Annotated in this window: 10 protein-coding genes; all 10 read left to right on the plus strand. The window is 36.1% G+C overall.

Annotated features, from left to right (window positions below):
• The first annotated feature begins 2 nt into the window (after positions 1-2).
• From J0383_RS00675 to J0383_RS00720, 10 genes are read left to right on the plus strand one after another with little or no spacing between them, the layout of a single operon-like run.
• Positions 3-173 (plus strand): DUF5908 family protein, encoded by a 171-nt coding sequence (locus tag J0383_RS00675; RefSeq protein ID WP_207296536.1) that lies wholly within the window; start codon positions 3-5, stop codon positions 171-173.
• Between the two features lie 11 nt (positions 174-184).
• Positions 185-862 (plus strand): CIS tube protein, encoded by a 678-nt coding sequence (locus tag J0383_RS00680; RefSeq protein WP_207296537.1) that lies wholly within the window; start codon positions 185-187, stop codon positions 860-862.
• A complete protein-coding gene (gene vgrG / locus J0383_RS00685; protein ID WP_207296538.1) occupies positions 859-2,658 on the plus strand; it encodes a type VI secretion system tip protein VgrG in 1,800 nt (599 codons plus the stop codon). The genes J0383_RS00680 and vgrG overlap by 4 nt, the downstream gene beginning before the upstream one ends.
• An 18-nt stretch (positions 2,659-2,676) precedes the next feature.
• Complete coding sequence (locus J0383_RS00690; RefSeq protein ID WP_207296539.1) at positions 2,677-2,976, plus strand: PAAR domain-containing protein; 300 nt, start codon at positions 2,677-2,679, stop codon at positions 2,974-2,976.
• Positions 2,977-2,995: 19 nt separating this feature from the next.
• Positions 2,996-3,403, plus strand: coding sequence for a GPW/gp25 family protein (locus J0383_RS00695; protein WP_239023202.1), 408 nt, complete (start codon positions 2,996-2,998; stop codon positions 3,401-3,403).
• Positions 3,400-7,119, plus strand: a complete 3,720-nt coding sequence (locus J0383_RS00700) for a baseplate J/gp47 family protein (protein ID WP_207296541.1) — start codon at positions 3,400-3,402, stop codon at positions 7,117-7,119. Before J0383_RS00695 ends, J0383_RS00700 begins: the two co-directional genes overlap by 4 nt.
• Positions 7,120-7,122: 3 nt before the next feature.
• Positions 7,123-9,855, plus strand: coding sequence for a hypothetical protein (locus tag J0383_RS00705; RefSeq protein ID WP_207296542.1), 2,733 nt, complete (start codon positions 7,123-7,125; stop codon positions 9,853-9,855).
• Entirely contained in the window at positions 9,842-13,552 is a 3,711-nt protein-coding gene (locus J0383_RS00710) for a contractile injection system tape measure protein (RefSeq protein WP_207296543.1), read from the plus strand. Before J0383_RS00705 ends, J0383_RS00710 begins: the two co-directional genes overlap by 14 nt.
• Positions 13,553-13,605: 53 nt before the next feature.
• Positions 13,606-15,510, plus strand: coding sequence for a hypothetical protein (locus J0383_RS00715; RefSeq protein ID WP_207296544.1), 1,905 nt, complete (start codon positions 13,606-13,608; stop codon positions 15,508-15,510).
• A gap of 20 nt (positions 15,511-15,530) precedes the next feature.
• Positions 15,531-16,364 carry a hypothetical protein gene (locus tag J0383_RS00720; RefSeq protein ID WP_207296545.1) on the plus strand — a complete coding sequence of 278 codons (834 nt, stop codon included), beginning with the start codon at positions 15,531-15,533 and terminating at the stop codon, positions 16,362-16,364.
• Positions 16,365-16,406: the final 42 nt, after the last annotated feature.

The raw sequence follows: 16,406 nt of genomic DNA on the forward strand, positions 1-16,406 counted from the left end.
TCATGCCCATCGAAATAAGAGAGCTGGTTATCAAAACTGAAATTGTGAGTTCGCACAACAAAAGCAATTCGGCTGCAAAAGAAAAAGAACTTTCCTTGCTTAGAAAACAAGTTTTGGAAGAATGCAAAAGATTAATCTCTGAGAAAAATCAGGAGAACAGTTACAAACGTTAAAAAACAAGCCCATGGCAAGTCTGGAATTATTAAAAATGACTGGTTATACCGATGAAGAGTTTCAAAACAAACTCTCAGGGAATCCGTATACCGTTATGATAAATCCAGAAAACATTAAACTGGAAAAAGCCATCGAATACAACGAACAACAGGCTCCGGCCACAAGTTCGACTTCGCAGAAGTATAAAAGCACCCCAAGCGATAAACTGAATTTTGAAATTGTAATTGACTGTACCGGAATTGTGGATCCAAAACGCATCAGCATGTCTCAGGAAATTACAGCGCTGGAAACCATTATTTACACGTATAATGGTAAAATTCACCGTCCGAACTTTGTAAAAATACAATGGGGACAAGACATTACCTTCAGCGGAGTTCTCAATTCAATTGATATCTCTTACACTTTATTTAAACCAGACGGAAGTCCGCTGAGAGCCAAAATCTCACTGTCTTTCAGCCAATACGTTTCTCCGGAAACTGTAACCCGAACAGACGCTCCCGAGTCACCAGACCTTACGCATATCGTAACGGTAACCGAAGGAATGTCTCTGCCTCAGCTTTGCTTAAAAACATGGAATGATGATTCCTATTACGTACAAGTTGCAGCGTATAACAAACTAAACAAATTCAGAAACCTAAGTGGTATCGACAAATTAATATTTCCACCTTTAATACCCTCCAAATCATGAGTACTTCTAACAACATATCAAGTGGTGGAATCGCTACATTCACAGTTAAAGTAAATGGTGCAACTGTACCAGACGAATTAAGCGTGTATGCTATTCACGTTGAAAAAAGAGTAAACCGAATTTCAAGTGCCAAAATTACAATTCTAGACGGTGATCCTACTGTTCAGGATTTTACAGCAAGTTCCTCAGACACTTTTGTTCCAGGCGGCACTATCAGTATTGAAGCCGGTTATGACAATACAAATACGGTCATTTTTAAAGGAATCATCATGAGCCAAACAGTTCGTGTTGACTCTCTAATAGGATCTGCTCTGGAAGTAGAATGCCGTGATGAAGCCGTAAAAATGATTGTAGGACGAAAAAGTCTTACCTATTCCAAACAAAAAGACAGTGATATTATAAGCTCAATTATAGGAACTTATTCAGGATTAACACCAAGCGTTGCGTCTACCTCAACACAATGGCCGGAACAAGTACAATATTATGTAACGGACTGGGATTATATTTTATCGCTTGCTGAAGCCAATGGATTAATCGTAACTACTATAAACGGAACCGTTTCCGTTCAAGCTCCAGATAATACGACTACCTCAGTGGTGACAGTGACTTATGGAGATAATTTATATGAATTCAATGCCAAGTTAAATGCCGTTACACAATTAGGAAGTGCAACTGCCAACAGCTGGGATTTTAAAACTCAGGCTGTTGTAAATGGTCAAGCCTCAGCTAATGTAAGCGGAGCAGGAAATTTGAGTACCAAAAAATTATCTGGTGTTGTAGGACTTTCGACCTTCCAACTCCAAACCACTGCACCTTTAGAAACTGCTGATTTAACCAATTGGTCAAAAGCGCAGATTATTAAAAGCGAATATTCTAAAATAACAGGCGAAGCCAAATTTATAGGAACCAGTTTAGTTGATCCCGGAAAGTACATGACTTTTGCAGGTCTTGGAAGCCGTTTCAATGGTGATTACCTTATTGGTGGCGTTGTTCACGATCTATCTCAAGGAAATTGGGTTACAGAAGTTCAATTAGGACTTTCCCCGCTTTGGTTTACCGAAGAACCAGATGTTATGGCACCTCCCGCTTCAGGACTTATTCCCGGAGTAAGAGGGTTATTTAACGGTACGGTAAAACAAATGTCTGAAGATCCAGACAGTCAATTTAGAATTCTAGTTAATATTCCGTTGTTTGATCCTAACGGACAAGGAATCTGGGCAAGACTTTCTAACTTTTATTCAACCAACGGTGCCGGCGCTTTTTTCCTTCCAGAAGTGGGAGACGAAGTTATTCTTGGATTTCTTAACGAAGACCCTCGTTATCCGGTAATTTTAGGAAGTATGTACAGCAGCAGCGGCATAAAACCTTTTACAGGATTAACACCGAATAACAAAAACTCCACCAAAGCCATTGTATCAAAATCTGGAATTTCAGTTGAATTTGATGATGAAAACAAAGTTTGGACAGTAGCTACTCCAAGTAAAAACACCATTATTATAAGCGATAAAGACAAAAAAATCACCATTCAAGATCAAAACAGTAACAGTATTGTAATGTCGGAGAGCGGAATAGATATTTCCAGTCAGAAAAACATCAATATTTCGGCACAGCAAAATGTAAATATTAAAGGAACACAAGGAATTACTATTCAGTCCAGCGGCGGTGATGTTGCTACAAAAGGACTAAACATTAAAGAAAATGCCGATATGCAGTACTCTGCTCAAGGCGCACAAATGGCTCAGGTACAAGGCGGTATGCAGTTAACGCTTAAAGGAGCCATGGTAATGATTAATTAATTTTTAAAAATAAAAGATATGCCACCAGCAGCAAGACTTACAGATTTTCACGAATGTCCAATGATAACTCCAGGTCTTCCGCCAATCCCTCATGTAGGCGGACCAGTCGTAGGCCCAGGAATGCCAACCGTTTTAATAGCAGGATTACCTGCAGCTAGAGTTGGTGATATGCTTGTTTGTGTTGGACCACCAGATTCGATTATACAAGGATCATCAACAGTAATGATTGGCGGTATGCCCGCCGCAAGAATGGGAGATAAAACCGCTCACGGAGGAACTATTATTCTGGGAGCATTTACCGTAATGATAGGTGGATAGCATCAGTAAAAAAGAGAGTTTGTTTTTAGGTTCGGGATGGTCGTTTCCCGTATCATTTTCTGCGGGTAATTATCAGCTTAATTTATCTGCAAATGAAGCCAATATAAACGAATCTATCAACATTATTCTCAATACCCGCAAGGGTGAACGCACTTTAGAATCAGATTTTGGATCTGGTTTGCAGCAGTTTATGTTCAGAAAAATTGATAATGCCCTAAAAGGAGAAATTATTGAAACGATAAAATATGCCCTGCTTCGTTACGAGCCCAGAATACTGGTTCAGGATGTACAAATTGCTTCAACAGATGTCTTAAACGGACTCATCGAAGTGCTGATTATTTACATCTATTCACAAACTAATACAAGACACAACTATGTATTTCCTTTCCATTTAAAAGAAGGAACTAACCTAGCCCGAAAAAAATGATTGCAATTGATCAAAATAGTGCTTTAAATTCCATTAACGAGTCACTCGTTCCAGCTCCGCATTTAATAGACGGAAGGAAAGAGCATGACTGGCTGCATTTTCTTGCGGAATTTAGCAGACTGATCAATTTTTACAATGACCAAAATGCAATCGAAGGCAGCTGGAATCCGTTTTTATTGAAAGATCCCGTTTTTTTAGTGGTTTCTATTTCCAAAACCAATTATAAAAAACTGCATTCGCAATACAAAACAAACTGCAACGAAGTACAGAAACTAAATCAAACAAAGGCTGCAGCCAATCAGACTTCAACTGCTTTAAACAAACTATTTGACCATCTTACTGAAACCTACAAAATAATAGAAAGATGGACGTATTATATGCAGATGACAGATGAGATGTACAATCTCAAAAAATATATGCTGCATGAAGTACAAAATATGCTGAGTGCCGATTTCTGGGCCGTTCAGTCTTTCCGTCAGTATTTGTACACGCAATCATTAAACGCTGGATTTGCTGGATTACCAAGCAATACGTATGTCGATATTAATGATGATTTATGGAATAGCAACAAAGGCAAAAGACCTTTCTGGGAAGTCTTTGGTTTTGATACCGAACAAGTTTTTCTAGAAACAGGAAATAAAAATGCTGCTTCCTTAAATGCATTAACCATAACGGGAGATCGATTATACAATTTTCTGGAAACAACCATTTTTCATGCCTTAACAGAATTTAAAAACCTAAGCAACAGAAAAAGCCGTTATCCAGACACCACCCTTTTGCGTTCTTTTATCGATCTTTTAAAAGTACAGCAGGAACAGTTAAACGGTATTTCTCAAAAACACTTGGATTTTTATTATTCTGATATTTTAAAACAAACCAATTTACCTGCTTCTGCCGATACAGCTTTTTTAAGTGCTACGCTTTCACAGTCAGATTCGGTTTATGTTTTGCCAGCCGGAACATTGTTTAATGGAGGCGTTGATGCACAAAAAAATCCGATATTATTTGCCGCTCAAAAAAACAGCGTTTTAAATCCAGCGATTGTTACGAGCGCCTATACGCTCAATTATCAAAATCTGCTGAATGGAGCGTATAATTTACAACCCATTGCGAAACCGACAGCAATTCAAAAAGATGAAGATGGCAACGTAATCAGCTGGTCTACATTTGGAGAAAACAATCCTGCCATTCAAGCTTTACCTTTAGGAATTGCTTTTGCATCGCCTATGCTTTTACTGCGTGAAGGAGATCGAACAATAACACTTGACCTTAGTTTTGATGCACCTATTAGTTTAAGTCTTTTGCAAAATGCCCAATATTTTCTAAGCACACAAAAAGAATGGCTCCCAATAGTACTGACTCCTTCCAATTTTGTAGTCAGCGGAGGAAATACAGTAACTATCACTATTAAAATTGATCCTTCGACAATTGCAATTGAACCATTTTTGGTAAATCCTGACGGTTTAACAACCAGCTGGCCAATGCTGAAAATTCTATTTAAAAATATTGATAATCCAAAAGTTTCACCTAAAGTAACAGCCATAACCATTTCTGTAAAAGTAACCGATGTTACTACTTTACAGCTTTACAATGATTTTGGTGAATTGAATACCAAAAATCCCTTTCCTCCTTTTGGGCCAATTGCTTTAGAGAATTCGAATTTTATTATTGGCAGCAGCGAGATATTTAGCAAACCGTTGAATAATTTCAGCATTCATATTTACTGGGATAAACTGCCAACTGATTTTTCAACTTATTATGATTCCTACAACAGATATTTGTCAAAATTAGTTCCGCAGCCCATACCGCCAAAAGGGCCGCCAACAACAAAACCTATTACCGAACCAAATCCTACGGCTTCTAGAATCCCTTTAATCAGGCTTTTTTCAAAAAAGACAGCATCCGAAAATGTGAATTTGTATTTTGCGAATTATTCTTTTACGGTTGATTTTGATTTGCTTGAAAATAAATCATGGAACGAAATTGAATTGTACAAATACGATTATACAGGTCCAAATTGTGTATTTGTACCCACTACTCCTGCCGTAAATCCTGTTTATTTGTTTGATGTTGATCAGGAAAAGAATGCTGAAGCTTCTACAACAGATTCCAGCAGCCATTATATTTATATTGCCCCTCAGGGAAATACAAATACGGTATTAAAAGGAGATCCAAATATTCAGAACGAGCCTTTAAAATTTACAGATGGAAGTTCATCAGGTTTTATCAAAATGCTTTTGTCAGGACCAGAATATGGCTTTGGTTCAGAAATATATCCGAACGTTGTAGCGAGTATTGCGCTGCAAAACGGAAGTCTTATTGCTACTGCCAAAAAAGATGACACTCTGGATTTTATACCATCGGCAAATCCGCCCTTTTCGCCTAAAATCAAAACAATAAAAGCCGACTATTCGGCCAGTAAAACCTACAAATTTGATAATTCAGCCGAAGATTATCCACTCGAATATTTCTTATACTCGCCATTCAGCAGTTATAAAATATATGACAGTGATGCACAAGCGACTGTTTCTATCAATACAGCCATTACAGGTACTTCAAACGATACATCGGGAGGCGTGCCTCTTTATCCTTCATTTGAATATTCAGGAGCTTTATTTATCGAAATGGAACAGTTAATCTGTAACAGCACCTTAAATCTCTATCTCGAATTATCCCGAAATTCAATTACGGTAACCCCAGAAAACAGTATTCAGTATTTCTATTTAAACGATTATGGCTGGAAAGAACTAAAAGTACTTTCCGATGGTACCAATCAATTTAGATGTTCTGGTATTATTGAACTTTCTATTCCTGCGGACTGCAACAATACGGGAGTTTTTATGCCAGGAAAAAACAATTGGATTTCTATTGTCGTTTCCGGCAGTCCAGACGCGTATTCACAAACCGTTTTTGTACAAACCAACGGATTCAGTGTACAGCGTACAGGAACCTCTTTTCTTCTGGATACCACAATTCCGCAAGTTGGCAGCAGTGTTATCAGCAAACCGCAGACAGCAATTCCTAAACTAGCCGTAATCTCACAGCCATTTCCTTCTTTTGGAGGAAAAGCTGCAGAAAACGACACGCAGAGAAACCAGCGCATCAGCAGTAGTATAAAAACCAAAAACAGAGCCGCCAACCCTGCCGATTTTTATACGCTTATCACAGAAAATTTCAGCGACATCTATTACACCAAAGTGGTGAATCATAACAAGTCCAATACTTGCAAGGTGTATTTAGCCAAAAAAATGTCGGTTGCTACAGACAGTAATGCTTTTATTCCGCTGGTAAACAATTGTCTGGAAGATCAGGTTGAAGCTTTTTTAAAAGAAAATGCCTCACCTTTTTTAAATCTTAACGTTTCCAATTTCAATCTGGAATATGTGATTGTTTCGGTTCAAATTGAAGTTCTAAACGGTTATCAACCCACTTTGGTACAAAAAAATGTCAATCAGGCTTTGAAAATATACTTGTCACCGTGGATTGAAAGCAGCCAGCGTCAGGTAAAAATTGGTCATGAACTTATTAACGCCAAAGTCAGTTCTTTTATTCAGAGTATTGAAGGCGTGGGAATAGTCAACAACCTTTCGTTTTCAAGTTATTTAAATAACAGCAAAGCCGATAAATGCATTATTAACAGAACATCGCTTAAAGCAGAAGGATCAGGAACCTTATTGGTTTCGGCTCCACAGCATCATATTACTTTTTCAAACTAAAAAATGGATACAGTCAACTACATAGTAAAAGATCAGCTTCCGCTCCATCAGGATTTTACCGCCCTGAAAGAGAAAGCGCTTGGCTATATCCAAAGTCATATTGGGTACGAATGGACGAATTTTAATCCGTCAGATCCCGGAATTACTATTTTAGACCAAATCTGTTATGCCCTTACAGAATTAGGTTATTGTACCGATTTCAGCATACCAGATATCCTGACTAATTCCAACGGAAAAATTGAAATCGAAGACCAGTTTTATCTGCCGGCAGAGATTTTAACGACCGCTCCGTACACCATAAACGATTATAAAAAATACCTTATCGATGCTGTACCAAACATTGATAATGTGCTTATTACGACTTTCAACAGCAACAATTATCCGTTTAACAAAGTCTATCAATTTTATCTTTATATAAGTCCGCAAATCAGCAATGATTCTGATCGTGACAATGTTTGCAATGAAGCCTATTATTATTTGAACCAAAGCCGAAATTTAGGCGAATTATTCAATAAACCTATCGCGCTACAGCCTATAAACTGCTTGATAAGCTGTTTAATCGAAATTCAGAAAAACATTAATCAATATGATCTTTTACTGGAATTACAGGATAAAATTCGTTCGTTTATTTTCGCCAAAGTAGTACAAACAGGTTACGAAAGTGCTTTAATTTCTGAATACACAACTGCCGAAATATATGACGGCCCAAACTTAAAAAACGGCTGGATTCCTGACAATGAACTGACTTTAAAAACAGATTCTGTACAAGTAATCGATTTGATTCCGATAATTGAATCCATCAGCGGCGTGGTTTCGGTTTCGGGATTACAACTGCTTCAGGATGGAAAAGCGGTTTCTGTTTTACAATCACAAATCAATCAGATTATTGCTATTGATGTTTTAAACTCTTATCAAACCAATAATCTTGTTTTAAGCTGCAACGGTAAAAATCTGCCTTGCGATATTACTGTAAATGCTTTAAATATTGTTGAAGATACCTACGAGAAAACCACCGCGATTCTCAATAAAAAAGAAACCAAAAAACTGCCTAAAAGCAGTTTTAGAGATATTAACACCTACTACTCTATTCAGCATACTTTTCCTGAGCAGTATGGCGTAGGCGCAGATACTATAGAAGATCATTCGCAACCCGTAAAAATTGCACAATCACGCCAATTAAAAGGTTATTTAACCTTGTTTGATCAAGTTTTAGCGAATCAGTTTTCGCAGCTGGCAAATATTTCGAAACTATTTTCTTTTAAAAATTCGGTTTGTGGCGCACCTTCAGACGAAGAAACTTTTTATGCTGTAAAAGATAAATATCAGCAGAAACATCTTGAATATCCAGTTCCGTACAAAATGTTTTCGCCGAGTTATTTTTATCAGTCCTTGTACAATGTTCCGCATATCAAACCTTTATTAAAAGACAATAAAACGTTTAGTTATTCGACAGGAAATGAGTCTGAAACCGAACTAAAAGAGAAAAGCTGGTTCGAATACCAGCAAGATCCGTACAATCCGTACATCTTTGGTTTAATGAAGATTATGGAGGAAGAAGATACCAATTTGGAACGAAGAAACAAACTGCTCAACCATCTTTTAGCCCGACATGGCGAATCACCTAAAGTAATCGATTCGATTATTGACGATACAATTTATACCGGCGATAAAAGAAAAGACCAGATTATTGTAAAAAGTCTGTATCTGCAAAACTTAGGATTATTGTCCTACAACCGTCAAAAAGCTTATAATTTCCTAACAGCACAGACAACGGAAAGAAAACCTGATGAAACTTTCTTTCAGATGAAAGAAAAGCATTTTCAATACATAAATGAACACACCACTGATTTTATTTTTAAATCAGAAGAACTCAACAAAAAAGAAAAAATACACCAAAACGATTTCAACAATTTTTCAGGAATTGAATTGAAACTAAACTTGTTGTTTGGATTGAAAAACATTTATTCCAATTTTATAAATGCCCAATTCGAAAGTCTGAAAAGCAATCCAGAAAGTACCGATTCTAATGTGTATATGACGGTTCAGAAAACGTTGTGGTTTATCGAGAAAAGAAAAGGAAGTATTTTTCTGGAAACAGCACTTCTTTTAAAATCACTGTTTTTTAATCTTCAAATTATAAAAGAAAATCAAGAAAACACTGTTTTATATCAGTCTCAAAACCTTGATTTTCAAACCATTTCTCAGTTAAATAGTATTTTAAATACTTCTAGTGAAACGGTATTAGATCAAGAATTACAAAATGGTTATTTGTCCTTTTCGGGAACTCAATTTGCGTTTACATCAGAAACTGAATCCATTATAGAAAACCAAAAAGAATTCATAAAATCTAAAGTTTCTAATTATGCTTTCAGAATAAGTATTGCCTCTGGCGACGGAAGTGTTTCGATGAATTCGAAAGTATTTAAAAAAGACCTGTTGATTTTGTTTCCCGATTTTGTGCCGGCTTTTCAAACCAAGGAATTCAAACAACGATTGAAACAATTTTTAAAAATCAGTCTGCCTGTCAATGTAAGCTTCAAATGTGTCTTCATAAACAGTCAGGATTTTGGCGCCTTTATTCTCAATTACATCAATTGGCACAAAAGCCTGCGATTTAAGGATTTGACCTCATTAAGTCAGGCAGAAGCTGCGGTGCATTTAAAACCTGTTCAGCCTGCCCTGAATGTTATTAGTAGTTTAAACCAAATTTTAGAGTCAAACCATGGAAGAAATTAACCGCCATATTGTATCGAGTCTAAAGTGGAACACTACTTTTGACCAAAGAGAAGAAGGATTTAAACTTCAGGAGCGATTGAGCCACTGGAGTAAAATTTCCCTTCCGGGAGAAGCTGCATCTGTATTTAACGAATTATGTCCGCCTGAACAAAGCTGGCGTATAGAATCGTTAGAAATCGATTTGGGAATCTGTGATTACAGTGATCTCGAATTTGACTTGAGTACCAAAATACGCACGCTTTTAAAAGAAAAAATCGAAGAACTGATTATTTATCAGAACCATCAGAAACAGAATTTAATATCGGTTTACAACAAAGAAAAATCAATTCTGGAAAACCTGACTGTTTTTCTAATTGAGGGATTTTTACCGTGGAGTTACCAAAACAAAGAAGGTTCTGTAAACCAAATTATGGCAGAACTGCTTCAGAACAATCTGGCTGAAATTATTGCCATTATCAAAAAAGAAGGAATCAAACACGAACAAGTCCGCAAAAGAATTTCTTGGCAGTTTGATGAAAAAAACGTCAACAAAATAATTACGGCGCTTGAACCTAACAACAGCGATACGATAATAGAATTTAGTTCGATTATTACAACGCTTCAGGTGAAGGAAACGATTATACAAACGAGTACGGCAAGTTTTAGAAAAAATCTGTATTTCTTTATTTTAAACTTCCTGCTTTTGGAACGCGGAACGCTTTTTAATAAAGTCGCTTTTATGAAAAGCAGTATTCTGCAAATGGCCAATCATTACAATATTGCCTATGCCGAACTGATTGTTTTGATTGAAAATACAGTGGTTAAAATATCCGACAATACCACGAGAAACAACGATTTTATATACACTTTAAAAATGCTGACTCAGGAATATGAAGCACAAAAAATGCATCATGCTGTTCCGCAGGTTCAAACCAATTATTGGCATCTTTTAGAAAAACTTTTAATACATAAATCAGAGCGTAAATTGAGAAATCAGAAAAACGATCTCAACGAACTGATTGCGGTATTGAATTCTGAAAATCCGTCGAAATTCAAAACGTTGCTGAGCCGTGTATTGCAAAACGAAACGGCTGTTTTTGCTCTAATTGAAGATTTAGATGAAAATGCCATTAAAATACTATTTTCAAAACTAGACAGTGATTCTTCATCTTTAAATCTAGATTCGGTATTGTATTTAAATGCATTGAGTTCGGTATTAAAACTAAAAAACAATCCGAAATTCCTTTGGCAGACGTCGATTGCTTTTCTCATCAAAAATAAAAATGCAGCTCATACTACTTTTTTACTGCACTGTATTACAGAACTGAGCAAAGCAAATCATAAAGAACCAGTTCAATTATTGGGATCATTTACCAGCGCTGTTGTTCCGGTAACGGCAAAAAATAGTAATTCGGCTATACTTTACACGCGTTTAAACAGCATGTACTGCCATGAAATCGACAAAAAAAATTCGAATTATCCGGCGGTTCATTTTAAAAATCTGGTGGTAAAACTAGAAACCGAATTCCAAAAAAGTGCTTCAAAAAATACGGTTTTTAAAGACTTGCAGAAATCATTAATTAAGAATATTTATCTGCATCCTAAAACGGCTTTTGAAGTGATGCTTTCGTATGAAAACAAAGAATTTATCAAAAAAATCATTCCGTTTCTTTTAAACCGAGAGCTTTTGCAATTGATTATCAAAACGGCCAATTACAAGAAAACCAAACTGATACAAACGGTTCAAATGGTATATGAAATATTAAATTCAAAAGAAAAATACGATCTGCCCGAAGAACTTTTAACAGATGATCTGCTGCTGTTTAGTATTCAAGAAATGTTATTGCATCCAGAACATAATTCGTCTGTGTTTCTTGAAACGGTTATTCTGCAATTATCCAGAAAAACAACTGCTGTCAAACACATTGATTATTTTAGGTTTATTACCAAACTGCTTCAATCCAAAAGAATCAAAGCGTTTGGAATTTCCATTAAAAGAAGCTTTTTAATCCAGCTGAAAAACAACAATTCGATAAACATTATCGAGCTGGCTTTATTAATACAAAATACATCGCAGCAAGCACAAACTTCGCTGGCAAATGTACTTACAACACATTTTCATGATCCTAAATTTTCTTTGGTACGAAAACAGGACAAAAAAGAAAGCGATGCCATAATCGAGTATTTTTTAAAGAACGGAAAATCGCTGAAAATCAATTGGATTAAGGAAAAAACAATCTGGATTGCAAAATCAAAATCAATTTCGAATGCACGTATTACGGTAGATTTAAGCGAGATTTTCTGGACTGTTATTTTAAATTATAATGCGTACAAAGGAAATCAGGTTCTATTTCAAAAATTGATTGAAAAAGCATTTACAACATATGTGAAAAACAAATTCGGCATTGATTCTCAAAACATCGAAATCAAAAAAACGAACGAAGAAACAACAGGTAATTATCTGAAAGAAAACGTATTGGATACTTTCAATGAAGAAACTGCAAATGATGCATTTCTAGATGAAAATACGTTTGAAAATCCCGTAAAATCAATCTCATCAGAATCTTTATTCTTTGATCAAAAAGTTTCTGCTAAAGAAAAATACGATTGGTATGTTTCAATTATCTGTCAGAAAGAAATTCCGCTGTTATTTCATCTTTCGGAAAACATTGAAATCAGTGATTTACTAAATCAAATTATTGCCGCCGACACTAAAATATTCTTTCAGATTTTAAAAAAAGAATTTGTTTCTGAAGCACAAACAGACTGGCTGAGCCGAAATATTCATTTCAATGTTCTGTGCACTTCTGTAAGCAAATTGGATCAGAGCAAAGAATCGTATTTGCGTATTCTGGAAAAATTCTATCACACTTTGGGCCGCATTACTATTAAAGGAATTCATGCCAAAGATTTACAAAGTCTGCTGTTGCGAAAAGTACTTAACGCTGCCGCAAATGACAATTGGAGATTAATCTCGATTGATAAAATCTGGAATGAATTAATCTGGGAAGTCGTAACTAAAAAAGGAATTTCTAAAAAGAGTTTCCTTATGGATATCGAAAAACACATTTATCAATTTCCGCTGTCGCTTCAGTTGAGTTTCAGGGAAATTACACAGGTAGAAAAACAAACTATTAAAACAAAAAAGAATATTGAGATGCTTTCAGAATTTGAAAAACAAAAACCCGTTAAATCCACAAAAACTACTGTAAAAGAAAGTATTCCCGTTCGAAATGCTGGAATCGTGCTTTTGAACAGTTATGTCCATATGCTTTTTGAAAGGTTAAATCTGGTTCACAATAACGAATTTACCAGTATTGAAAATCAGATAAGCGCAGCACAGTATTTACAATATGTGGTAACCGGACTTACCGTAACCGAAGAGAATTTTTTACCGCTGAACAAAGTCATGTGCGGACTTCCGCTTAACCAGCCAATACCCGATGAAATCGAAATTCCGGAACAAAACAAAACCTTAATTACCGGTTTAATCACTGCCGCAATTTCGTATTGGGATGCGATTGGAGATTGTTCTATTGATGGTTTTAGAGGAAACTGGCTTGTAAGAAACGGTCTTTTAACCGAGCATGAAGAACGCTGGGAACTTGTCGTAGAAAAAAGAGCTTACGACATATTGATTTCCAGATCGCCTTTTGCTTTCTCAATTATTAAATATCCCTGGATGGCAAAACCGCTTCATGTAGTCTGGCCTTACTAAATCTAAAAATAAGATCCTATAAAATAAGTAATTAATCAATAAAAAGAACCATTATGAACACCTACAATGAAAATTTACATTCTAGTGTTTTAACTTCATTAGAAAGTCAGCAATTGGGTAAAAAACAACTCGATTCGCAGTTAAATGCCTCTATGTTTACGCTGTATTACGCAGAGGGCGCCGAGATTGTAGCCAATGAAAAACTGGACGCTACAACTAAAATGTACGAAGACAAACAGCACATTAACAGTGTGGCTGTCAAAAACAAAAACATGTCTGATAACCTTTTACTGTCTGCCAACCAGCAAAAAACGTATACCTCTCAATCTGTAAACAACGTAGCGGTTGCTGCAGCAAACATACAAGTGGCGACCAATGCGATTGTACGTTTGGCAAGCGATGTAGGAAGCATTTTTAGTATTATAAACGCTGCCGATTACGGATCTCAGATTTACCGTCAGAGTGAAGAAGTGTATAGTTTAATGAACAAAACAGCGTACAATGCCGAGTTAACTTCGCAGCAAGCTATGGAAGCATCAGCCTCTATTGCAGAAGTAACTTCGGGAGTTGTAGCCGATGAAGCAAAAGTAACCAGCGATTCTGTAAACAGTCTGCTTCAGGTTACCACAGCAGATTTGACTGCGATTACGGCGATTTTAACAGCCGATAATGATACGAAGTCGCAGGCAAGCATGACTACTCGAAGTGCCGAAGGTGCTATTAAATGCAGTAAAGTGGAATACGAAGCGGCGAAAAAAGCGTATGATATCAATAACAAAAATTTCAACCAAAATTTAGTGGTTACGGTACCCGTTCCATTTGATTCTGTTAAAAAAACGTTTACCGTTTCATTCGATTCTTTTAAAAGTCCTTTTTCATTTAGAGATGCGGCAAATCAGGTTATAAAAGATCCGGTAAGAAGCTATAATATCATTATCGTAAAAGAAAGTAAAAAATCCTTCTTTACGATTTCTACTGCCGAAGATTTACTGCGCAATTCTTCACAGTATTTTAGAGTTCCTACGCCATCAAATCCTGATCAGGAATTAAAAGCTGTGATTGCCATGGAGAATTTGTTAGACTCAGACAATCAAGCTATTGTACTAGGAGAAAAATATGTTGCTTTTTTACTAATCCAATTTACAGAAGATTACAAAAAAGAAATCAACACATTTGACGATTATCTTTCTGTGGCATCTGAATCTTTCAAATTAACGCATACGTTACACAAAGCTGACAAACCTGTACGTTCAAAAATATACGATTACGAGTTCAAGGTTAAAAAAGATGCTTTAGTAAGCGATAAAAATATTGATTACAGATTCATTCTTCTGCCTTATCCAGATGATTTGTTGACGAATGAAGATTTAACTACGCTGGAAGATAAAACCGAAATTTTACAGCTAAATGAAACTATCGAATTATTTGATAATGAAATTAATAAGCTGAGTCAGGAAGTAGATAATTTGAATGCCAACATTAAGCATTTAACAGCTGAACTGGCTAAGGATCCAAAAAATGCAGCTGCAAAACAAAACCTTTCGAATTTTAAAAATTCATTGGCAGAAGCAAATACAAGACTTAGTACTGCCAAAAATCAGCAGAAATCTAAAAAAGAAGAATTAGCAGAAGTAGAGAAAAATTATCCAAAACCAATTCAAAACAGCGGTGCTTTCTTCTTCAACCTAACTCTTGCCGAGAATGTTCCAGCGGGAAGTTACATCTCTGCCGTTCCCGCTAAAGGTGAAAAAGCAGAGAATGCTTCATTCGACACCTATGATGTAAATATTGATGGTACAACAACGGATAATTTTGGAAATCCATTAGTGGATCAAAAACAATATATTCCTGTAGTTCTTTCCTATTTCAATGGCAATAAAATTAACAGTGCCCAATATTCCAACAATCTTTCTGACTGGGAAAACACAGATCTTATCACTTACAATTTAAAATCATAAATAATTAATATTCTAAAAATATGGAAGCTTTATTATTAACTCCGATTTCAACAAAATATGGAATTACCGAAAAGAAAAAATCTGAAATAGATGCCTTAACAAATCAAGTTATAGATACAACCGCAGAAGTACAGCAGCAGCAAGCCATTGTAACATCGCTTGTAGAAAAATCACAAAGATACCAAGGATATTTACTTACTGCAGAAAACAACCGTACACATGCTTTGAGCAATAAGGCATTGGTCGATCAGGTTGTTCAAAACGCTTACAATCTGGCTTATAACTCAGACATCACGTTTAACAAAATGATTTTGTCATCAGCAAGTACTTCGATTGTTTCTAGCAGTATCAGTCAGCTTATTAACCAATTAATTTTTTCTGTAGAATTGGTAAATAAACTGGCCAATCTGGTAGTTCGCAAAAAAGCATTAAATCCCTTGATTTCTGATGATCTGATTGCTAGACTGGCTTCAGCGGGAACAGATGCTAATAATGCCGTTGCGCTTACACTGATTGCTTTAAAATCGACAGTTGCGGCTGAAGCTTCTGTTTTAGAGGCTGAAGCAGTAATAACACTTGAAAACAAACAAGCTGCAAAACTGTATGAAACCCTTACAGGCGAAAATCATGATTTAGCAATTTCTACAAAACCTGTTTCTGGAAATTCACTACAAGCCCTTCTTTACAGAGCCTACGACAATGCTAAAGAAGCGTATGAAAATGCCAAAATAGCAAATGACCAGACGAACAAACAGCTGAATATTGCCAACACTAATTTGAATAAAGCACAAATTAAATTACAGTCTTTACAAGCAGCCCTAGCAGCAGCAAACGCAGCGGCTTTGGCATCTTAATTAACTCAAAATGTCCATTGTACAGTCCTCTGTACAGTGGAC

Source organism: Flavobacterium endoglycinae (assembly GCF_017352115.1).
Lineage (GTDB): Bacteria > Bacteroidota > Bacteroidia > Flavobacteriales > Flavobacteriaceae > Flavobacterium > Flavobacterium endoglycinae.